Below are 20,092 nucleotides of genomic sequence, written 5' to 3'. Positions count from 1 at the left end.
TGTAATTATTCTAATATTATAATTTAAAAAAAATAAAAATATTTTAATCTGTTCTATCTTCTACTTGTTTTTGGTCTAAATTAAGTATCAAATAATCTCCCATAGCATCTATATCTTCGTCAGATATCATAATATGTTTTTTGTTCAGAGTGCCACCTGTTGTTACAACGATATTGTGTATGAGGCAACCCTTTGGATCTATCACCATGTCTGTGATCTTACCAACGTCCATTCCACTTTTGGTTAGAACTGTTTTTCCAATGAAATCTTTATATTTTGTTGCATTACCCAGGAAATCATCAATCTTATCAACTTTAACCTGTTCTTCTAACCCTGCTTTATCGATTTTTAACTGTAAATAATCTCCAATCTCGGCTATATCTTCTTCAACTATTACCAAATATTTTTTGCTCAAGGCAGAACCCATTGATACAAATATCTTGTCTACAAGACATTTTTTAAAGACAACAGCAATTTCCGCTACTTTACCCACTTCATTTGCTTCTTTATCAAGTACTTTCATTCCAATAAACTCGTTGGCTTTCATGTTTCGTTTCTCCTGAGGAATAATTTTGATCTAATATGGTGTATATTTGCTATTATTATTATAAATATCTTGTTTTTTTATTAAAATCGTGTTTATGGTTTTGTTCCACAATAAACAGCCGATCCATAGTACTTCCAAACAATATCAATGTTTTCAAATCCTATTTCATTTAACCATTGAAGATGTTTGATTAGGGGAGCTGGAAAATCTTCCTCCTCATGTTTTGGTAGCCATTTTTCTTCCACTTCTTCCTTTGTTACATTCTGTAACATGAATTCAACCCATTTTTCCATATAAATTTCGTTCAAACTTTCATTTGATCCAAGAACACTGTCTGAATTAAGAAAAACTCCTCCCATACTTAAAACACCATAAATTCTCATGTAGAATCTCTTTTTTTCTTCATCTGTTTTTATATGGTGAAGTGCAAGAGAGGAAACAACAACATCGTATTTTGCTTCAAAATCAAATTCAGCGAAGTCTCCAGTATAATATTTTATGTCTTTGTAATCTTCAAGTTTGATCTTTGCCATTTCTATCATATTCTCGGCAATATCTATACAGTCAATCATTGCTCTGGGAAATCTTTCTTTAACAGCTTTAGATACATTTCCTGTTCCGCAACCTAGATCAAGCACTTTAAATTTATCGGAAACATTATATGGTAATGCAGTAATCATGGAATCTATCATTTCAGAGTACAATGGTATCAATTGTTGAATGGTTTTGTCAAATTCTTCTGCTTCTTCTTCAAAATGTTTTTTAACGTTTTCCAAATTGCTATCTCCTGTTAAATTTATTGAAAAAATTAGTTATTTCCATGTAATATCTATTTTAGAATCTAACTTCATCTTAAATTTAGGGGTAAAAAATTAAATCAGGAAAAACAATTTAAGCATTCAAAGCATAAATTAAAAAAGTAACTTAAATAATTTAAAATTTTTATGAGGTTAACTAAATGCTTGGAGAAAATGAACTAAAAAAATTATTTCCAGATTTCAAAGAACTTGTACAACCTTCAGGAATTGATTTAAGAATTAATGAAGTTTTCATACAAGTTGGACCAGGATCTTTAATTGACAATGAAAAAAATCTACCTGAACTAGAAAAGTTAGAACCCCCTATTTATGTATTAAAACCTAAAACAGCATATCTTGTAACTATAGACCGGAAAATAAAGATACCAAAAGGCTGTTCAATGCTCTATCTACCACGTTCCACTCTTTTAAGATCATTCATATCTGTTCACACGGCTGTGGGTGACCCTGGATTTTATGGAACACTACAATTTATGGTATACAATTATGGAGAATTTGATTATACAGTTAAAAAGGGTGAAAGAATAGCACAGGGTGTTGTGTTTGATGTTACTGGTTCTGGTGAATACAATGGAAGTTACCAGGAAGATGAATAAAAATTAGAAACAATTTCTTTGTATAAAACTCATATGGAATCAGTACAATTCTGTAATAAAATCTATCCATAAAATTAAAATTGAGAATATTCAATGGTTAACTAGTCCTTCAAGACGTTTTATGGCATGATATTTATCTTTTTTTTCAAGTTTAGCTTGATCTAAAGCGTCTTTTAATGTTTGAATCGAATGATCATAGACTTCACGATCAACTGGATAGGGATATCCATCCTTCCCGCCATGGGTGAAGCTATACTTTACAGGATCCTCCCAGCTTGGTGTTGAACCATATACAAGGTCTGATATCAATGCAAGTGCCCTTATCTTCTTTGGTCCCATTCCCTCAAGTGAAATCAATTCTTCATAATTTGAAGGTTGAATTTCCCATGCACGTTTCAAAACTTCAAATTCACGATCCGAAAGGTCTTGATCCAATACAGGATGGTGGCGAGGCATTTTGAATTCATTGAAGTAGTTATCAAGTTTCATCTGTGACTTTGATAATATGGGTGTTCTATCCTTAAAATATTTCTTTAAGTGTTCAGGGTTGTCACAAATGAGATCTACACTAACATTCCTTGCTTCATTACTATCCATGGAAGTCATATCCAGTGTTTTTGGGTTTTGAATATCACAGCAGATCCCCATATGTGGTTCTTCAAGATAATTATCAGCTGATTCGCCTAGCCAATGATATCTCCTAGCATAACGAGTTTCTTGGTTCATTCCCTGTTGAATTACAGCCCAATTTCCCCCTTCTGTTAACAAGAATGAATGATGGTAAAGTTGATAACCATCCTGTATACATGAATTGTCGATCTTGGCAGATATTCTGCTTGAATGGATTAGATCTTCAATTTTTGTTGTGGACAGAGAAAATATATCTCCTGCAGCTTCAATATCTGCAGGGGTTTTTCTCGATGCCCTCCCTTTTCCTCCTGCAACTATCATTCCATGTTCTTCTGCATTGATGGCCATTTTCAATGCACCACACGTAGTTGTAGTTGTTCCTGAAGAATGCCAATCAAAACCCAATACACAAGAAAAGGCTTGGAACCAGTGAGGATTGGAGATACGTCTTAAAAATTCATCTGAATCATATTCATAGAGCATCACATCCACAACGCCTGTTGTTAATTTTACCATCCTATTAAACAGCCATTTAGGTGCTTTACCTCCATGAAGGGGTAGATTAACAACTCCTCGTTTTGATTGCATAAATTTTAACCTTTCCAAGATGATTATTATTTGGATAGAATTTTATTCCTATTTTTTTAAGTTTTTGTATATTCCTTTATTTATATCATTTAATATCCATATCATACCTAAACAATACTATTAATTTCATATGGAACAAATATTTATTTATTAGTTTAATATAAATTTAGAGGAGTAAAAATGCCTATAAACCAGACAGAAACAAATCTTCATGCAATAACTGTTACAATAGCATATCTTGAAAAACAGGAAAGTCCTGATGAAAAAATTTTAAAAAAATTAAAAGATGAAAGGACGAGTCTTTTGAAAAAATTGAGGGTAATGGAATAATCTTAAAAAAATATTTTTTTAATTTAAACTTTAATATGTCTGAAATAAAATGAAGAATTAATAAAAAAAAATAATTAATTTTTTATTTAAGATATCTCAAGCATTTTATCTATTGCATTTTTTGCTTTCTCAGCTACATCTGTTGGGACTTTGACAACAAATTCTTGATTAATAATAGAATTTTTCACTTTCTCAAGTGTGTGTAATTTCATATTTTCACATATTGCTTCATTGAGTGCAGGAATTATGGTTTTACCTGGATTTTCCCTTCTAAGCCTTGTAACTAGATCCACTTCTGTTCCTATTATGAAAGTGATTTTCGGAGACTCTGCAACATGTTTAATCATGCCTCCTGTACTCTGAACATAATCTGCATATTCTTGAACCTCTGGATCGCACTCAGGATGTACAAGTATGTCTGCGTCAGGATGTTTTTCCCTTAAGAAATACAGATCCCCTAAGTTAAACATTTTATGTACATAACAATGTCCACTTTCAGGTGCAGGAATTATCTCCTTATCTTTTACTTGATGAGAAACAAACCAAGCAAGGTTCATATCCGGACCAAATAATATTCTGTTTTCATCAAGACTTTCTACTACTTTTACAGCATTTGCAGACGTACAAAGTATATCTGCTTCAGCTTTTGCTTCGGCAAGTGTATTTACATAGAGAACCACAGCTGCATCAGGATATCTTTCTTTATATATTCTAAGTTCATCAGCAGTTAGCATATGTGCCATGGGACATTCTGCTTCTTTATCAGGTAATACTATTCGTTTATTTGGATTCAAAATAGCTGCTGTTTCTGCCATGAAATCCACTCCGCAAAATACAACTAGATCAGAGTCAACAATCTGAGAAGCTTTTATGCAGAGCTCAAGTGAGTCTCCAATAAAATCCGCAATTTCCTGTATATCTCCAGTTTGATAATTATGTGCCAGTATTATAGCATTTTTATCTTTTTTGAGTGCTATGATCTCTTTCTGAAGTTCATTTAACATATTATCGTCCTTTAAATAATTTAAATAAGTTTTTATAATTTTATTCATCTAAAAATTCAGATATGGGTTAGAATATTTATTCTTATGGGTTACAAGACTTATAAATTAATTTATATTTTATTAATAATCCAACTTTTATTTTGTATCATTCTATATATATATTATGTACTGGTTTTCAACTTTAGATTACTTACAATAATATTGGAGTTACCGTTGATTAAACACCATGTTATTCCTGGACATCATATCTCTGCACCTTTAAGTGCACCCATGCAGTGACAACTTCTTTCTTCAGACATTTTGGAGATGGAGATATCCATGAGCTTTACCAGATCATGTTTTTTCCTATCCATTATTTCAAAAACTTCGTCTATGGTTAGATTGGTAGGAGATATTGAAGCCGCATAGTTGGATACAGTACATATACTTGCATAACACATTTCTAGTTCACGTGCCAATACTGCTTCTGGTATTCCAGTCATACCAACAATTGTACCACCAAGCATATGGAACATCTGAATTTCTGCAGGTGTTTCAAATCTTGGTCCATCTGTACATACATAAACACCACCATCAATAACATCGCCCGAGGATTTTATGGTACTTCTCAGTTCATTACAGTAGGGTTCTGTAACATCAATGTGAACTGTTCTGTCATCATAAAAAGATCCTTTCCTCATTTTGGTAAAATCAATAAAGTCATGAGGGATAACAAAATCTCCTGGATTCACTGATCTTTCAAGTGATCCTACTGCATTGGTAGCTAATATTCTTTCTACACCCAATTTTTTCATTGCATAAATATTTGCACGGTAATTAATCATGTGTGGGGGATTTGAATGTCCTTTTGCATGTCTTGGCATGAAAGCCACACGTTTGCCATGAAGTTGAAATAGAGAAATCTCAGGAGAATTCCCATAAGGCGTTTTTAAAACGCGTTTATCAATTTCATCACCCATGGTTACAATTTCGTAAACTCCAGTACCGCCAATAATTCCTATCATTTTTTTATTTCCTATAATTTTAAGAATATTGTTTAATTATAAATAAAATGTATTTACCCCTTTGCAACTCCAATGGGTATCATTTTACCTACTAATAAAGAAATTCCTGCTTCATGACATGTTCTAACAACTTCATCCACGTCTTTATAAGCACCTGGTGCTTCTTCAGCTACAACGGGCATTGAATTAGCTTTTATAGTGATTCCTTTTGATTCAAGCATCTTTTTAACTTCAACACCATTGTATTCTCTTTTTGCTCCTGCTCTGCTCATTTTACGCCCTGCTCCATGTGCAGTGGAACCAAATGTTTCATCCATTGCTTTTTCTGTTCCATGAAGAATATAAGATGCAGTACCCATTGTACCAGGTATCATAACAGGTTGTCCAATTACCCGATATTCTTTTGGCACTTCTTCCCTTCCGGGTCCAAATGATCTTGTTGCCCCTTTTCTGTGTACATATACATCAGTTTTTTGGCCTTTAATGGTATGTGATTCTAATTTTGCAATATTGTGAGCTACATCATAGACAATACCCATGTTCATATCATCTGCATCTCTATTGAAAACTTGTTCAAATGATTCCCTTACCCAATGTACTATCATTTGCCTATTGGTCCATGCATAGTTGGCGGCACATGCCATGGCCTTGAAGTAATCCTGGGCTTCATTTGAATCTGCAGGCGCACATGCAAGCTGTCTGTCTGGTAGATTAATATTATATCTTTTATATGCCTTGTCCATAGTTCTTAGGTAGTCTGCACATACTTGATGTCCACAGCCTCTTGAACCAGAATGTATCATAATAGTGATTTGACCTTCCTCAATTCCAAAGATTTTAGCAGCATTTTCATCATATATATCCTCCATTTTCTGAATTTCTAGGAAATGATTACCTGATCCAAGAGATCCTAATTGTGGTATTCCTCTTTTCTTGGCTTTATCACTAACCTTGGAAGAATCGGCTGCATCCATCTTTCCATTCTCTTCAAGATATTTAAGGTCAGATTCCCATCCGTAACCATTTTCAACAGCCCATTTTGCACCGTTGTCAAGTACGTCATCGATTTCTCCTTCCTTAAGCCTTAATTTACCTTTACTTCCTACTCCTGAGGGAATGTTTTTGAAAAGTGTATCAACAAGTTCGTTTATTCTTGGTTTGACATCATCTTCGGTTAGGTTGGTTCTTAATAATCGTACTCCGCAGTTAATATCAAATCCAACACCACCGGGGCTGATGACTCCATTTTTAGCACTGAAAGCTCCAACACCACCAATACTGAATCCATACCCAAAGTGAATATCCGGAAGTCCTATTGAAAACTTTTGAATACCCGGAAGACAAGCTACATTTGCAACTTGATCAATAGCACCTTTTTCAACAGTTTTTATAGCGTTATCGTCCAAATATATTCTTCCAGGAACTCTCATCCCTTTTTTGTACTCTGTTGGAATCTCCCAAACACATTCTCTTATTTTTTTCAATTCTTCTATAACCATGAACAACTCCCCAAAACAGAAACTAATACTAAATTATAAATATTGCTTTTAAAAACAATGATTCATCCCATAAATCTAATTTAATATCTAATTATTTCTAAATCATGTTTTAAAGCTTTTTATATTCTATTAAAGTAATTTAACCACAAATAACTAATATAATTTATTGATTTAATATTGCATAATACATATGATTTTATGTTCCAACTCATATAATTTTATTCCCTTAATACTATTATCTGACAATTGTAATGGTGTTATTTGATAAATGATGTTATCGTTTTTCAATAATTCCAAGTTCTTCATGCTTTGAAACAATTTCATTGGCCATTGCTTCTATTTTTTTATAGTCTTCTTCCTTTGGAAATCCCTTAATAATTAATGGTGAGATCATTTCTACCTTTAAATTACCTATCATTCCTGTGATCAAATCAAGCATTCTTCCACCCCATCCATAGGAACCCATTACAGAAACTAATTTTAATTTTGGTCTGAGGGCATTTGCAAGGTATGTGGCATAAACAACGCTGGGATGTGGGCCTGTTAATACAGTTGGTGAAGCAATAACCATGGTTGTAGCGTCTACAAGGTCTAAGGCTAATTCGCCACTTTCAGTAAGGGTCAAATTCAATGGTTTAACTGTTATTCCCCTATCAATTAAGGAATCAACTAAATATTCTACCATACGTTTGGTGCTTCCATGCATTGATATGTAAGGTATGATAACTTCATTTTTGGTATTGTTAGATGTCCAATCTTTATATGCGTTAATTATAAATTCTGGGTTTTTGTATAAAGGACCATGGCTTGGAGCTATAATATCAATGTTCAAATTTTCCAATTTCTCAAGGTTCTTTGTAATAATGGTTCTGAAGGGCATCATTATCTCGGCATAATATCTTTTGGCTAATTTGTAAATATCTTCATTTGAAAATAATTCACTTGTTGCCAAATGTGAGCCAAAAAAATCGCATGAGAAAAGTATTTTGTTTTCATTTAGGTAAGTAACCATTGTATCTGGCCAGTGCACCCATGGCGTAATTATAAATTCAAGTGTTTTACCGCCAAGATCTAAACTATCTCCATCTCCAACAACCCTGAATTTTGCATCAGTAAGTGGGAGAAATTCGCTAAGAAATTCTTTACATTTAGTATTGGTTACAATAATAGCATCACTATATTTTTCAAGTATTTTGGGAATTGTTCCTGAATGATCCTGTTCAGCATGGTTAATAACAATATAATCTATATCAACATCTAATTTTTTAAGATTATCCAGTAATTCGTTGGTTTTAGTTGGATCAACAGTGTCTATCAATGCTGTTTTATCTTTACCTTTTACAATAAAGGAGTTATAACTTGTTCCATTTGGAATACTGATCAATTCATCAAAAATTCTTCTATCCCAATCTATAGCACCAACAGAATACACTTGCTCTTTTATCAGATTATAAGTCATTTACAACACCTCTAAATCAATAAATCTAAATAATTCTCATAAAAACTTTAAATTCAGTTTAAATCCTAATTTTTGAATTATTGTTGTCCTAGCAATTTTGATATTCTGTAGCACTGTTTTCCAAGTTCATTTTAATAATTGTTCTAACTTTGAATTTTTAGATATTAATTTTCATATGTTCAAAATATTATGTCTAATATATGTAATCCAAAGCATAAAAACGTTCTGATACTTGTTTAAAACAATGTTAAACTAAATTTAATTTCTTTACACCCCCTGTTAACACACAATAAATTATCTCTTAAATTTTAATTATATGGATAAAAATAAGTGCAGTTATTACCATAATTATAATAAGAAATAATTTAGACGTGATGTTGAGGAGAGTAATGATGATTAGCAAAGAAGAACTTGTTGACAAAATAGAAAATACAAAACTGGAGCGAATGCCCGACTCAGAGGATACATATGAAAAAAGAATATATCTGGATGATGATAATGTTTTAATTGTTGGGTATAGTAAAGAAGAGAGATTTGAAGATATAAATCCCGAAGAGGAAACAGTAATGAACTTTTATTGGTTCTGGGAGCTAAGAAACTCCCAAACATGGGATTTGCTATTTGAAAATAAGGATAAAAACTTTAATTTCTGTGAATCTGATGTTGGAGGTTGGAGTGACAACGATAGAGTTGAAGATGTTGTTGGAGACATTGCCGAAGAAGATGTGTGTAAATGGAGTGAACAAGACTGGATAGAAGATATTTCAGAAAATATTTCAGAAGAGGTATTTGACTGGTTAAAAACCTTGAAAAAGAAAGATTGATTCCAAAATAAATGTAGTTTGGAGTAAATCTAAATTATTTATACTCCCCAACTAAACTGTAGTCAGTTATTTCTATGGAATAACCCTTTTCAAATGCCAACGTGAGCTTTAATTCAAGTCCTGATGCGTTTTCTATCTGACCAGCTACATATTCAAGGAATCTTTTCCCTTTTATTTTATTTACATTAACTTCTTTGAAAGAAGTGTTATTTCCACTATGTCTACCTGCAATTATATTATTTCCTTTAATTTTTATTCCGTAAGTATCTTCTATGTTTAAATTGTCTGTATCCTCAAAGATAATTGTTAGTTCTTCTAAAGAGTTACTTTCTTTTTTAGAAGCTTTGGGCTTTTTTTTACTACATTTGAGTGCTTTTTCACCCCTGGCTTTTTCAAGTTCCATCCAACTATCTTCAATCCATTCTTCCTCTTCAATCCATTCTGCCTCTTCCATCAGTTCATCCATCATTTCTAATTCAACTCCTTAATATGCCTTAGTTTTATACTTTAAATTTTAGGGTTTATATTTTGTATCGAAATTTTTCCCAGATTTCACAATGGAAGACTCATTCTTCTCAAATCTGTTGAATATGCTATCCCTAATGGCATCTGTATCTATTTCGCCACTTTTTTCGGCTTCTTCAGTTATATCTTTAATGGTTTTGTCTATTATATTTTTTATTCTATCTAAGGAATAATCGTCATCAATGGCTGCCTTTTCAATAGATTTTCTTATTTTTTCACCATCAAATGGTTCGTTACCCCCACCTTTTTTTACAACTTCAACCATAATGGAACCTCCATTCAAAAAAAATCCTAAAAAATACATTCTATTTCATCTTATTACATCTTATCCACAATTGCTTATATATATTTTGATTTAATTTTTGAAGATAAAAAAAAATTCAATTTATTACAAAAGATTTAATATTATGGTAAAAAGCTTAGTTTGATTTTAAATCATCAGAAATTTAATTGTTTTTAAAAAAAGGAAAAGTATTGAATGGAATTTATTGTTTAAGGATTGAGATCCCTAAAAAAAGATTTGATTTAATTAAATGTCAAGAATTACTTGTACTATGTAACTATCTTCAAATTTTATATTCATCATGTGATAAGTGACAGCTTTAACTTCAGATCGTCTCTCGTGTCTTGATGGATCAAATTCTTCTCCAAAAGCTGAAGCATCAATGATATATTTTTTTTCTCCAGCATCAATTTTAGAATAAAGTTTTACCTCAAATTTAGAGAAAACTAGATATTCTGCATCATGTAGGAAAAGTAATTCTGAAAGCCAGTCATATAGTATTGCACAGTCATCTTCGGCTTCCAAATGAATATTTTTTTCGATAATTGGTAATATAGTAGATGTATCTGTTATTACTTCGAACATTGCAATGGCAGCGTTTTCAAAGGCTTTTTGAAGACTTTGGCCATATGCTCTGTATCCTACATCAGCTGTAACATCGAAAAATTCATATTTTAAATGTTTCTTTTTAGTGGCTTCCAATATTTAACCTCGTGTACTTACTTGTGGAATATACTATTAGTTTAGGTTATTTACCAAATTTTTGTTATTGTAATAAAACAAATTTACTGAGATATTACTTATCAAACGCTCTCTATCTCTTCTTTTAAATAAAGTTATCATGATCTCTAATATTAGGAGGGGATTTTTATGCAAAGAAATTATGGAAGAAATCAGATACCAGATCTAAGAAAAAAAGCAAGAATCTTTGAATATTTAGATGAATACTTTATAGACCCTAAATCATGTTTCATTATATTTACAATTGTTGTGGTTTTAATTGCAAGTATAATGTTGGTGGCAGGTACTCCGAATTCTAACATGCCAATGAGCGTCTAATTATCCATTTTTGTTTTTCAAATATTGAACTCTTTCAAGACACTTCAATATTTCTTCGGTATCGAATCTCAGAATAATAATTCTAGAATTACCCTTAACACCTTTACCCGTGAATTTTGTGTCAATGAGCCTTAAAAATTCCAATTTATTCAATGTTCTATCAAATGAGGCATAGCTAGTCGAAGTTTTTTCACTGAAACTCTTATAAAGATCCCCTGCAATCAGATCGTCTTTGTTGAAATCAATTATAGTTTTTAGAAGAATTTTTTCATCCTTAGAAAGGGTTTTAAGTGTGCTTTTGAGGTTTGGTGATCCTGTATTTTTAGCTGCTTCTATTAGATGCTTTTTTTCTATAGTTTTTGATGCATCTGCTTCTGCAAAGTTTCCACTGACCCTTAATAAGTCTATTCCCATCCTCAGATCCCCTGCAGATGATGCATATTCTGCAATCTGTTGTAAAATATCGTCAGATATTACATCTGGATAGAAACCTGCTTTTATCCTGTCTTTTAATATGTCAAACATTTCTTGTGTTGTGTATGGTTCAAAAATAATTTCTTGAGGTATGAACACTGAAGTGACATTTTTGTCAAGCATGTAGCGGAATTCAATATCGGATAAAATTGCAAATATACCTGTTCTAACTCCCTTAAATTCTTCGTGAGCCCTTAATATATCATAAAATATTTTATTAGCATTTTTACTATGGAATAGATAGCTCACATCATCAAGTGCAACTACCATTGATTTTTTCTCAGTCTGTAGGTACTTCATTATACTTCCATAAATCCGTGAAAATGGAACACCTGTTTCAGGAGGCATATGCCCAAATATCTTATTATATATCTGAGAAAAGATATTGAAACGGGTTGTATGGAGCTGGCAGTTTACATAAACACACACAACTCTATCAGAAGTTCCTTCAACTATGTTGAAGATCTTATTTATTGCAGTTGTTTTTCCAGTAGCCGGAGAACCTAGAACAACTGTATTAATTGGACGCCCTCCTCTAAGGGCTGGCCTTAAACATATAGCAAGAGCTTCCATCTGTGATTCTCTGTGAAGATAATTTTCGGGAACATAATCTGGATTGAAAGCGTCTATATTCTTGAATATTGTTTCATCAAAAAGTAGTATATCATCGATACCCATGTTTTCTTATTTGGTGGCTTTGATTATAAAAATATTGGTTATATACAAAAAAATTATTTACATTGTACACTATTTTTGAAAATTATGGTGAAAATAATCTATATCAATATCTGTAACACCCTTGATCTTTTCTCCATGTGATAAATTGAAGATCATCACATTTTCATTTTTTGCAATCCATTCAACAAGTTTTTTTGCGTATTCAAGTTTTTTTTCCTTTATATTGTCTGCTAGACCTTGACTTCCAACAATATCTGGTCTTGAGTAACGTGTTATTATTTTCCCAAAGTCCATACCAGCGATCACTATATTTTTTGCACCAAATTCCACTGCAAGGAAAAGACATCTGTCTCCGTCTGTGAATCCTCCGAAATTATACACATTATCAAGGGGAATACTCTGTGTAGTTCCTAGAACATTTTCAAGGAGGGGAACATATTTTTTTATTTTGTCTATGTTGTTACCATGTGCATGTACAATCATCATAGCTCCTCTTCTGTTTGATTCTATTATATCCTCAATCTTGCCATCAAGATCAGTAACAACTACATCTGGAATCATTTCTTCCTCAAAAAGAGCTGTAACAGCACCATCTGCACATATAATGGTGAAATCATCTAGTTTTAACTTTTTAAGTTCTTTCAAATTCCTTTTAAGTGAAGGTCCGGCTCCAAAAATAATTGTGTTAGGTTTGATAATTAAATCTGGGGGAGATAGGCTATTTTTATCTTTAAGAAGTTTTCTGAGTATTCCAGCAGATTTTTCATCCATTTCCTTGTCAAAGCCAAATACTTCCAATATCTCATTATACCATGAAAACCATTCTTCAAGATTCATATAAATGAGTTGTAATATCAAACATAAATAAACTCAGACTTTTATAACTAATTATCAAAATTTATATTCAATGATTATTCATATTTGTTATATTAAAATACGGGTAGTAATGAGTTCCCTGTCATAATCTAACAATAGATCTAAAACGACAATATTAATCTTCTATATTACATTATTCTTTAATACGAACCAGATTCTTTCAGCAATGATTATTTTTAAACTAATTACTGAATATTTTGGTGTTTAGATGAATATCTTTGAAGGCTAGAATCAAATTTTTCAAACAATAGTCAAGTATATCATTATCATTTTTCATATATTATTCATCACCAATTAAACAACAAAATTTGGTACTGGGGTTTGAGAAAGGGTGATAAGTTAAACAACAAAGAAATGAATTAAGTTAATCTTAACTATAAAATCGGAGGTTTTTTTAGATGTATGAGACGTTGCTGATGATACCAGGACCTACGAGGGTTTCCTCGCGAGTCTTAAAAGCCATGTCAAAGAGCATAGTGAATCATAGGAGTGCAGTTTTTGGTGAAATTCTAAATGACACAAACGAAATGATGTCAGAAGTATTTCAGACAGAAAATCAGTCTTACTTAATTACAGGTTCAGGTACTGCTGCAATGGAAGCAGCACTAGGAAATGTGATTGAGAAGGGCGATAAAATCCTTAACATAGTTGGTGGAAAGTTCGGTGAGAGGTTCATGCAAATAACTGAAACTCATCAGGGAATTCCTGTTGAATTAACTGTGGAATGGGGGAATGCTGCCAATCCTGATGATGTTCGTTACATTCTTGAAGAGGAAGAAGATATTAAAGCCGTGACAATGGTTCACAATGAAACTTCTACTGGTGTTGCAAACCCAATAGAAGAAATAGGCAAGGTCCTCAAAGATTTTGATGCACTTTATGTTGTTGATACAGTCTCATCCCTGGGGGGAGACGATGTACAGGTTGATAATTTTGGTATTGATATGTGTGTAACAGGTTCACAAAAATGTCTGGCTGCACCGCCAGGAATGGCTGCAATTACCTTAAATAATAATGCCTGGAATGTAGTCGATAAAACTAAATCCAAGACATATTATCTTGATTTGAAGAAATACCGAAAAAGTGGAGAAAAAGCAGTTCCAGAAACACCATACACTCCATCAGTATCACTAATGTATGCCATGAATGAAGCTTTAAAGATGATAATGGAAGAAGGTCTTGAAGCAAGGATAAAAAGACATGAGCAGGCTGCAAAAGCAACTATTAATGGTGTTAAAGCAATGGGCTTAGAGCTTTTTGCCAATGAAGAAGCTTCATCAGCTACTGTTACAGCAATAAACATCCCTGAAGGAATGACTGATAAAAACCTAAGGGGTACTATGCGTAACAAGTATAGAATTGAACTTGCTGGTGGTCAAGATCATCTTAAGGGCAATGTTTTCAGAATAGGCCACATGGGAAACATAACACACAGAGAAATAATTTCAACTATCGCAGCCCTTGAAATGTCTCTAAAAGAATATGGTTACGAAATAGAATTGGGAACTGGAGTTTCTGCAGTACAGGAAACATACATGCCTGGAAATAACACTTTAGAATTCTTTTAATCTATTTTTGAACTTTTCTTTTTTTTTAATTTTTTTAAGAGTATAAATCTATTCCCTAGTATTTTAAATTTCATTTTCCTTCGTTGTTAAGGGATTCATCTTCAATTTTTGAAATTATTGATAGTTCTTTTTCATTTAACTATACTATTATCATATCATTAGCTAGATGAAAATATATTAAAAATAGTAGTTATATACCTTTAAACACCCTTTACAATGGATGCTATCGTTTTAAGGATTATTGGTCCGTCTATCCAAGTTCTCCTGGCAATGTATCCGGGTCTTAAATAAAATTCTGTAAATGCTTTTCTTTGAAGCTTTCTAAGCTCTTCAAGGGAACAATCAACTGTTTCAAGCACAGGACTCAGAAGAGTATATTTGGACCAGTCATTAATTTTTATAAGATTCTCACTGGCTGCTTTTAGATAAAACTCAGTTCCAGGATATGGTGTTGCAAGTGAAAACACGGCATATGATGGTTCAAGTGTTTTAACAAATTTTATAGTACTTTTTATACTTCTCTTTGTATCTCCGGGCATTCCTAATACCACAGATGCAATTGTTCTCATCCCATATTTTTTAGTGAGTTCAAATGTTTTTTTTATCCTGTTTATATTGGTATTTTTATTTAACTGGTTTAAAACTTGTTGATCAGACGATTCAACACCTAAAAACATGGTGATACATCCTGCATCTTTCATGGTTTTCAAAAGTTCTTCAGATATTGTATCTACACGTGCTGTGCATCCCCAATAGTTATCGAGTCCTCTATCTTTAATAGTTTCACATATCTCATATACACGGTTCTTATTGATAGTGAATGTATCATCCATAAATGCGATCATCTCAATGTCGTGGTCGTTAACAAGATGTTCCATTTCATCCACTACATTTTCAGCAGATCTTAATCTCAATTTATGGCCGTGCATTGCCGATGATGCGCAGAAAGAACAGTTGTAGGGACATCCTCTTCCAGATACAATTGTACCTGTAGTTAATTTCATATTTAGTATTTTGTATTCATCCATTGGAAGTAAGTGTCTGGCTGGAAAGGGGATACTATCCAGATCATCTATTATTTTTCTGGGTGGAGTTTTGAAGTTTTTGATTGCAATCCCATTTACTTCTTTTAAATTTTTGCCCTTTTCAATAGCATCTACGAGTTCTACCATTGTTTGCTCCCCTTCACCGCACACAACAACGTCAACATAGTTGTTTTTTAGTACTTCCTGATAAGTGAATGTGGGATGATAGCCACCTAGAACAGTTATTGAATCTGGACAAACTTCCTTTGATATTTGAGCTGTTTTAATGGCGCTGTCAATTGTTGGGGTTACAGCAGTAATTGATATTATATCTGGTGAATATTTTTGAATTTCATTCTTCACTGCATCATGATCGTATTCAAGTGCTGGTGCATCCAATATTCTTACTGTAACGCCGTTTCTTTGTAGCATGGCTGCTATATAAGCTATTCCGAGAGGAGGTGCCACTAAGCCTATAAATTTATATTTTGATGAGTTATATGGGGGATTTATCATTAAAACCTTCATTCTAAAACCTCTGGGAGTGGTATTTCTTCTTTTTCATCGACTAAAACTTCAATTAGGTATGGTATGTTTAAAGTTAAAGCTTTTTGTACTGCATTAAAAACTTCTCCTGGTGAATCAACCCGCGATGCAAGGACGTGATATGCATCTGAAAGTTTTATAAAATCAGGATTTTCAAGTTCAACTTGATAACTTTCTCCGTATTGCATTTCTTGCCATTGTTTTATTATTCTTAGTGAGTTGTTGTTTATGATACAAATAATAATTGGTAGAGCTAATTCATTAATGGTTGCAAGTTCTTGTGATGTCATCTGAAAGTCTCCGTCACCTACCACTGCAACTACTCTCTTATTGGGATTTGCTAGTGCAGCACCAATAGCTCCAGGAATACCATATCCCATTGGTCCGAATCCTCCAGAAAAAAGGAGTGATGATGGAGTTTTAACAGATATTAAAAGTGTGACCCATGTAGTATGTGTTCCGGCATCGTTTACAACTATGGAATCTCCCGATGCATCCAATATTTCTTTAATGGCTCTTTGTGGTTTTATAGGGACGTTTGGATAGTTTGTATTTATGTGGTGTTTAGTTGAAAGTTTATTAATAATTGAATGCCAGTTTTCACTTTTCTTAAATTTAACATCCATTATCCTGTCTAAAAATTCTTTAACATCCCCCTGAATTTTAACATCCCCTGTCAAAACGGACTTGTCGATGTTAATATGAATTATTTTACAGTTTCCAATTCCCAATAACGTACGTTCTGAGAATTTACAACCAAGAGCTATTAAAACATCACAATTTTTCCCGGCATAATTGGCTGCTTCTGTACCTCTTAAACCAATCATACCTAGTGCAATTGAACTTTCTTCTGATACTACTCCTCTTGCAGGGTAAGTGGTAACAACTGGGATTTCATTTTTCATAGCAAATTTTGTTAGAGAATCTGATGCTTTTGACCATACAGTTCCAGCTCCTGCAAGTATAAGGGGTTTTTCAGAGTTTTTGAGTAATTTAATAGCTTTATGCAGTTTTTTAAAATCAATTTTTGTTTTGTACTCTTCATTCTCACATTCAAGTGATTCCAGTATCGATCTATCAACATAACTCTCAAGCACATCTTTTGGAAAATTAAGATGAATTGGACCTTTTTGGTTATATGTCAAAGTTTCAATTGCTTTTTTTAAGGTTAAAATACCTTCTTGCGGATTTTTAATATCGAAGCTTTTGAGTGTGATGGGTTTGAAGACAGCCCCAATATCAATATCCTGAAACCCTTTTTTACCTTTCATATCCCTTGGAACATCACCAGTTATCACAATTAGGGGAACAGAATCTTTATAGGCCGTTGCAACTCCCATTATAAGATTCAAAGCACCAGGGCCTCCAGTTGCAGCACAAACACCAATACTTCCCGATGCCCTAGCATAACCATCTGCTGCATGTGCAGCACCCTGTTCATGTCTCATGAGTATATGTTTTATTTTGGATTCGCGCATTGCATCGTAGAAAGGTAGTATCTGTTCTCCGGGATGTCCAAAAAGAAATTTAACACCATTAAGTTCTAAAATTTTAACAAGTGCATCTGCACATCGTAAATTATCTGATTCCATTACTTTTTCTATATTGTTTTTACTTTTTATAAATATTAGGGCTGTAAAATTCATAACTTATTAATGTCTCAAATTAGATAATAATACTTGAAAATCCATTTAAACTCATTATGGAACATATTTTTTAAATCCCAGATATATCATTAAATAACTTTTAAGTTGCAGAACGAAGTATTAAAAGATTTAAGAGAGGATATATAATGCCCAGAGATTTAGATACTTTACTAAAAGAAAAAAGGATTTTTAAACCTTCAAAAATACTGACAGATGAAACTAACATAAAAAAGTGGATGGAAACACAAGATGTTCATGATTATGATGAACTACTTGAAAGAGCAAGTGAAAATCCAGAATGGTTCTGGAATGATCTTGCAAGGGAACTTGAATGGTTTAAACCATACAGAAAAACTTTTGAATGGAATCCTCCCCATGCAAAATGGTTTTTAGAAGGTAAGTTCAATATAATTCATAATGCGCTTGATAGGCATATTAAAGGGCCGAATAGAGAAAAAATAGCCTATTTATGGGAAGGAGAATCTGGAGAAGTCCGTAGTTTGACCTATATTGAACTTTACAAAGAAGTAAACAAATTTGCAAATGTACTTAGAGGTTTTGGAGTGGAAAAAGGAGATACTGTGAGTATATATCTTCCGATGATACTTGAACTTCCTATTGCAATGCTTGCATGTGCAAAAATTGGTGCAATTCATTCTGTTGTTTTTTCAGGGTTTTGGGCTAAAGCTTTCCAGGACCGAATAAATGATTCAGGTTCTAAAATTGCTATAACTGCAGATGGTTTTACTAGAAGGGGTAAGATCATAAATCTCAAGGAAAATGTAGATAAAATAATGGATAAGATACCATCCATTGAAAAATTGATAGTTATTAATCATGCTGACCTCCCAGTTGAAATGCATAGTCCAACTGATGTCTGGTGGCACGAGATTATGGAAAACAGTGATACCGAATGTAAAACTGAAGAAATGGATTCTGAAGATCCTTTATTCATACTATACACCTCGGGTACAACAGGTAAACCCAAGGGTGTTGTACATGTCCATGCAGGTTATGCTGTAGGGGTTTACACAACAATGAAATTTGTCTTTGATATTCAGGAGGAGGATGTATGGTGGTGTGCTGCCGATATTGGTTGGATTACAGGACATAGTTATATCGTTTACGCACCACTTCTAATTGGGGCAACATCTTTGATATATGAGGGAACACCTGATTTCCCGGATCCTGGAAGGATATGGGGCATGGTTGAAAAGTATGGCGTTTCAGTGTTTTATACAGCACCTACAACTGTTAGAATGTTTATGAAATTTGGAGAAAAATGGCCTGAAAAATATGATCTGAGTTCGTTACGTCTTTTAGGAAGTGTGGGAGAACCTATTAATCCTGAAGCATGGATATGGTATTATAATATTATTGGGAAAGGAAAATGTCCTATTATGGACACGTGGTGGCAGACTGAAACAGGAATGCATCTTATAACTCCTTTACCAATTTCAAAACTAAAACCCGGATCTGCTGTTAAACCATTCCCAACTGTAATAGCTGATGTAGTGGATGATGATGGTAAATCTGTTGTTGGTGGTGGGGGACATTTAGTTATAAAATCAACATGGCCGTCAATGTTTAGAACCCTTTACAAAGATCCTGATAGATATGTTGAGGCTTACTGGAGCACTTTTAAGAATATCTACCTAAGTGGTGACGTTGCAAGAAAGGATGAAGATGGTTATTTTTGGATACAAGGAAGAGAAGATGATGTGTTAAATGTTGCAGGGCACAGAATAAGCACTGCAGAAGTTGAATCTGCTCTTGTAAGTCACCCTGGTGTTGCTGAGGCCGCTGTAGTGGGAAAACCAGATGAAATAAAGGGTGAAGAAATTTGTGCATTTATTGTACTGAAAGAAAATTACAAATCAGAAGAAAACCTTAAAGAGGCACTTATAAATCATGTTAGAATGGAGATAGGTCCAATTGCAACTCCTGCATGTGTAAATTGGGTATCAGATCTTCCAAAGACACGTTCTGGTAAGATCATGCGTAGAGTTATTAAGGCTAAGGTTAAGGGATATCCAGTTGGGGATATCAGCACACTCGCAAATCCTGAAGTTGTTGATGAGATTGATAAGGTAATAGATTGAATATGATTCTC

At 33.2% G+C, this 20,092-nt stretch carries 20 protein-coding genes; 6 read left to right on the top strand and 14 right to left on the bottom strand.

The genetic code is table 11. From position 1 onward, the window contains the following. Nucleotides 1-43: 43 nt before the first annotated feature. Together DL91_RS09540 and DL91_RS09535 are read right to left on the bottom strand one after the other, a co-directional pair. Nucleotides 44-547, bottom strand: a complete 504-nt coding sequence (locus tag DL91_RS09540; protein WP_048191305.1) for a PRC-barrel domain-containing protein — start codon at nt 545-547, stop codon at nt 44-46. 92 nt (nt 548-639) lie between these two features. Further along, complete coding sequence (locus DL91_RS09535) at nt 640-1,323, bottom strand: trans-aconitate 2-methyltransferase (RefSeq protein ID WP_048191303.1); 684 nt, start codon at nt 1,321-1,323, stop codon at nt 640-642. Between the two features lie 182 nt (nt 1,324-1,505). On the opposite strand from DL91_RS09535, the gene DL91_RS09530 reads away from it, so the two are divergent. Next, the gene (locus tag DL91_RS09530; RefSeq protein ID WP_048191301.1) at nt 1,506-1,961 is read left to right on the top strand and encodes a deoxyuridine 5'-triphosphate nucleotidohydrolase; all 456 of its coding nucleotides are present in this window, start codon (nt 1,506-1,508) and stop codon (nt 1,959-1,961) included. A gap of 90 nt (nt 1,962-2,051) precedes the next feature. Here DL91_RS09530 and DL91_RS09525 read toward each other — a convergent pair whose 3' ends face one another. After that, entirely contained in the window at nt 2,052-3,179 is a 1,128-nt protein-coding gene (locus tag DL91_RS09525) for a DUF763 domain-containing protein (protein WP_048191297.1), read from the bottom strand. 180 nt (nt 3,180-3,359) lie between these two features. Here DL91_RS09525 and DL91_RS13935 point away from each other — a divergent pair, with 180 nt between their 5' ends. Further along, nucleotides 3,360-3,509: a hypothetical protein gene (locus DL91_RS13935; protein ID WP_197050639.1), complete on the top strand. Its 150-nt coding sequence runs from the start codon at nt 3,360-3,362 to the stop codon at nt 3,507-3,509. 86 nt (nt 3,510-3,595) lie between these two features. Here the strand turns inward: DL91_RS13935 and nadA are convergent, their stop codons facing one another. The 4 genes from nadA to DL91_RS09505 form a co-directional block, all read right to left on the bottom strand. Beyond that, the gene (gene nadA / locus DL91_RS09520) at nt 3,596-4,513 is read right to left on the bottom strand and encodes a quinolinate synthase NadA (RefSeq protein WP_048191296.1); all 918 of its coding nucleotides are present in this window, start codon (nt 4,511-4,513) and stop codon (nt 3,596-3,598) included. Between the two features lie 242 nt (nt 4,514-4,755). After that, the gene (gene mtnP / locus DL91_RS09515; protein ID WP_048191295.1) at nt 4,756-5,517 is read right to left on the bottom strand and encodes an S-methyl-5'-thioadenosine phosphorylase; all 762 of its coding nucleotides are present in this window, start codon (nt 5,515-5,517) and stop codon (nt 4,756-4,758) included. Between the two features lie 53 nt (nt 5,518-5,570). After that, nucleotides 5,571-7,016, bottom strand: a complete 1,446-nt coding sequence (locus tag DL91_RS09510) for an RtcB family protein (protein ID WP_048191292.1) — start codon at nt 7,014-7,016, stop codon at nt 5,571-5,573. A gap of 274 nt (nt 7,017-7,290) precedes the next feature. Beyond that, complete coding sequence (locus DL91_RS09505; RefSeq protein WP_048191291.1) at nt 7,291-8,475, bottom strand: FprA family A-type flavoprotein; 1,185 nt, start codon at nt 8,473-8,475, stop codon at nt 7,291-7,293. A 392-nt stretch (nt 8,476-8,867) separates the two neighbouring features. Here DL91_RS09505 and DL91_RS09500 point away from each other — a divergent pair, with 392 nt between their 5' ends. Continuing rightward, complete coding sequence (locus tag DL91_RS09500; protein WP_048191290.1) at nt 8,868-9,299, top strand: hypothetical protein; 432 nt, start codon at nt 8,868-8,870, stop codon at nt 9,297-9,299. A 34-nt stretch (nt 9,300-9,333) separates the two neighbouring features. On the opposite strand, the gene DL91_RS09495 is transcribed toward DL91_RS09500, so the two are convergent. From DL91_RS09495 to DL91_RS09485, 3 genes are all read right to left on the bottom strand, one after another. Further along, nucleotides 9,334-9,768 carry a hypothetical protein gene (locus DL91_RS09495; protein WP_048191289.1) on the bottom strand — a complete coding sequence of 145 codons (435 nt, stop codon included), beginning with the start codon at nt 9,766-9,768 and terminating at the stop codon, nt 9,334-9,336. Nucleotides 9,769-9,813: 45 nt separating this feature from the next. After that, nucleotides 9,814-10,089 carry an ATP cone domain-containing protein gene (locus DL91_RS09490; protein WP_048191288.1) on the bottom strand — a complete coding sequence of 92 codons (276 nt, stop codon included), beginning with the start codon at nt 10,087-10,089 and terminating at the stop codon, nt 9,814-9,816. Nucleotides 10,090-10,353: 264 nt separating this feature from the next. Beyond that, on the bottom strand, nt 10,354-10,809 hold the full coding sequence (locus DL91_RS09485) for an archease (RefSeq protein ID WP_048191287.1): 456 nt from the start codon (nt 10,807-10,809) through the stop codon (nt 10,354-10,356). 168 nt (nt 10,810-10,977) lie between these two features. Between DL91_RS09485 and DL91_RS09480 the strand changes: the two genes are divergently transcribed. Beyond that, the gene (locus tag DL91_RS09480) at nt 10,978-11,166 is read left to right on the top strand and encodes a hypothetical protein (protein WP_048191286.1); all 189 of its coding nucleotides are present in this window, start codon (nt 10,978-10,980) and stop codon (nt 11,164-11,166) included. Here DL91_RS09480 and DL91_RS09475 read toward each other — a convergent pair whose 3' ends face one another. Both DL91_RS09475 and DL91_RS09470 read right to left on the bottom strand, forming a co-directional pair. Next, nucleotides 11,167-12,318, bottom strand: coding sequence for an ORC1-type DNA replication protein (locus DL91_RS09475; RefSeq protein ID WP_048191285.1), 1,152 nt, complete (start codon nt 12,316-12,318; stop codon nt 11,167-11,169). A 69-nt stretch (nt 12,319-12,387) separates the two neighbouring features. Further along, nucleotides 12,388-13,155 (bottom strand): 6-hydroxymethylpterin diphosphokinase MptE-like protein, encoded by a 768-nt coding sequence (locus DL91_RS09470; protein ID WP_048191283.1) that lies wholly within the window; start codon nt 13,153-13,155, stop codon nt 12,388-12,390. A 437-nt stretch (nt 13,156-13,592) separates the two neighbouring features. On the opposite strand from DL91_RS09470, the gene DL91_RS09465 reads away from it, so the two are divergent. Next, a complete protein-coding gene (locus tag DL91_RS09465) occupies nt 13,593-14,762 on the top strand; it encodes an alanine--glyoxylate aminotransferase family protein (protein ID WP_048191281.1) in 1,170 nt (389 codons plus the stop codon). A gap of 200 nt (nt 14,763-14,962) precedes the next feature. On the opposite strand, the gene DL91_RS09460 is transcribed toward DL91_RS09465, so the two are convergent. Both DL91_RS09460 and DL91_RS09455 read right to left on the bottom strand, forming a co-directional pair. Continuing rightward, nucleotides 14,963-16,315 (bottom strand): B12-binding domain-containing radical SAM protein, encoded by a 1,353-nt coding sequence (locus tag DL91_RS09460; RefSeq protein ID WP_048191279.1) that lies wholly within the window; start codon nt 16,313-16,315, stop codon nt 14,963-14,965. Further along, nucleotides 16,312-17,925, bottom strand: a complete 1,614-nt coding sequence (locus tag DL91_RS09455) for a thiamine pyrophosphate-binding protein (protein WP_048192686.1) — start codon at nt 17,923-17,925, stop codon at nt 16,312-16,314. The genes DL91_RS09460 and DL91_RS09455 overlap by 4 nt, the downstream gene beginning before the upstream one ends. 200 nt (nt 17,926-18,125) lie before the next feature. On the opposite strand from DL91_RS09455, the gene acs reads away from it, so the two are divergent. Beyond that, a complete protein-coding gene (gene acs, locus DL91_RS09450) occupies nt 18,126-20,081 on the top strand; it encodes an acetate--CoA ligase (protein ID WP_048191278.1) in 1,956 nt (651 codons plus the stop codon). Nucleotides 20,082-20,092 lie beyond the last annotated feature (11 nt).

It is taken from the genome of Methanobacterium sp. SMA-27, assembly GCF_000744455.1.
Classification (GTDB): domain Archaea; phylum Methanobacteriota; class Methanobacteria; order Methanobacteriales; family Methanobacteriaceae; genus Methanobacterium_B.
The sequence above is the reverse complement of the archived record's forward strand: the minus strand, read 5'-3'. Positions and strand labels throughout refer to the sequence as shown.

What these genes read in the sequence shown, in the direction of transcription:
- DL91_RS09540 (WP_048191305.1), bottom strand. Translation starts at nt 547, where the DNA reads ATGAAAGCCAACGAGTTTATTGGAATGAAAGTACTTGATAAAGAAGCA.
- DL91_RS09530 (WP_048191301.1), top strand. Translation starts at nt 1,506, where the DNA reads ATGCTTGGAGAAAATGAACTAAAAAAATTATTTCCAGATTTCAAAGAA.
- DL91_RS09525 (WP_048191297.1), bottom strand. Translation starts at nt 3,179, where the DNA reads ATGCAATCAAAACGAGGAGTTGTTAATCTACCCCTTCATGGAGGTAAA.
- DL91_RS13935 (WP_197050639.1), top strand. Translation starts at nt 3,360, where the DNA reads ATGCCTATAAACCAGACAGAAACAAATCTTCATGCAATAACTGTTACA.
- nadA (WP_048191296.1), bottom strand. Translation starts at nt 4,513, where the DNA reads ATGTTAAATGAACTTCAGAAAGAGATCATAGCACTCAAAAAAGATAAA.
- mtnP (WP_048191295.1), bottom strand. Translation starts at nt 5,517, where the DNA reads ATGATAGGAATTATTGGCGGTACTGGAGTTTACGAAATTGTAACCATG.
- DL91_RS09510 (WP_048191292.1), bottom strand. Translation starts at nt 7,016, where the DNA reads ATGGTTATAGAAGAATTGAAAAAAATAAGAGAATGTGTTTGGGAGATT.
- DL91_RS09505 (WP_048191291.1), bottom strand. Translation starts at nt 8,475, where the DNA reads ATGACTTATAATCTGATAAAAGAGCAAGTGTATTCTGTTGGTGCTATA.
- DL91_RS09500 (WP_048191290.1), top strand. Translation starts at nt 8,868, where the DNA reads ATGATTAGCAAAGAAGAACTTGTTGACAAAATAGAAAATACAAAACTG.
- DL91_RS09495 (WP_048191289.1), bottom strand. Translation starts at nt 9,768, where the DNA reads ATGATGGATGAACTGATGGAAGAGGCAGAATGGATTGAAGAGGAAGAA.
- DL91_RS09490 (WP_048191288.1), bottom strand. Translation starts at nt 10,089, where the DNA reads ATGGTTGAAGTTGTAAAAAAAGGTGGGGGTAACGAACCATTTGATGGT.
- DL91_RS09480 (WP_048191286.1), top strand. Translation starts at nt 10,978, where the DNA reads ATGCAAAGAAATTATGGAAGAAATCAGATACCAGATCTAAGAAAAAAA.
- DL91_RS09475 (WP_048191285.1), bottom strand. Translation starts at nt 12,318, where the DNA reads ATGGGTATCGATGATATACTACTTTTTGATGAAACAATATTCAAGAAT.
- DL91_RS09470 (WP_048191283.1), bottom strand. Translation starts at nt 13,155, where the DNA reads ATGAATCTTGAAGAATGGTTTTCATGGTATAATGAGATATTGGAAGTA.
- DL91_RS09465 (WP_048191281.1), top strand. Translation starts at nt 13,593, where the DNA reads ATGTATGAGACGTTGCTGATGATACCAGGACCTACGAGGGTTTCCTCG.
- DL91_RS09460 (WP_048191279.1), bottom strand. Translation starts at nt 16,315, where the DNA reads ATGAAGGTTTTAATGATAAATCCCCCATATAACTCATCAAAATATAAA.
- DL91_RS09455 (WP_048192686.1), bottom strand. Translation starts at nt 17,925, where the DNA reads ATGGAATCAGATAATTTACGATGTGCAGATGCACTTGTTAAAATTTTA.
- acs (WP_048191278.1), top strand. Translation starts at nt 18,126, where the DNA reads ATGCCCAGAGATTTAGATACTTTACTAAAAGAAAAAAGGATTTTTAAA.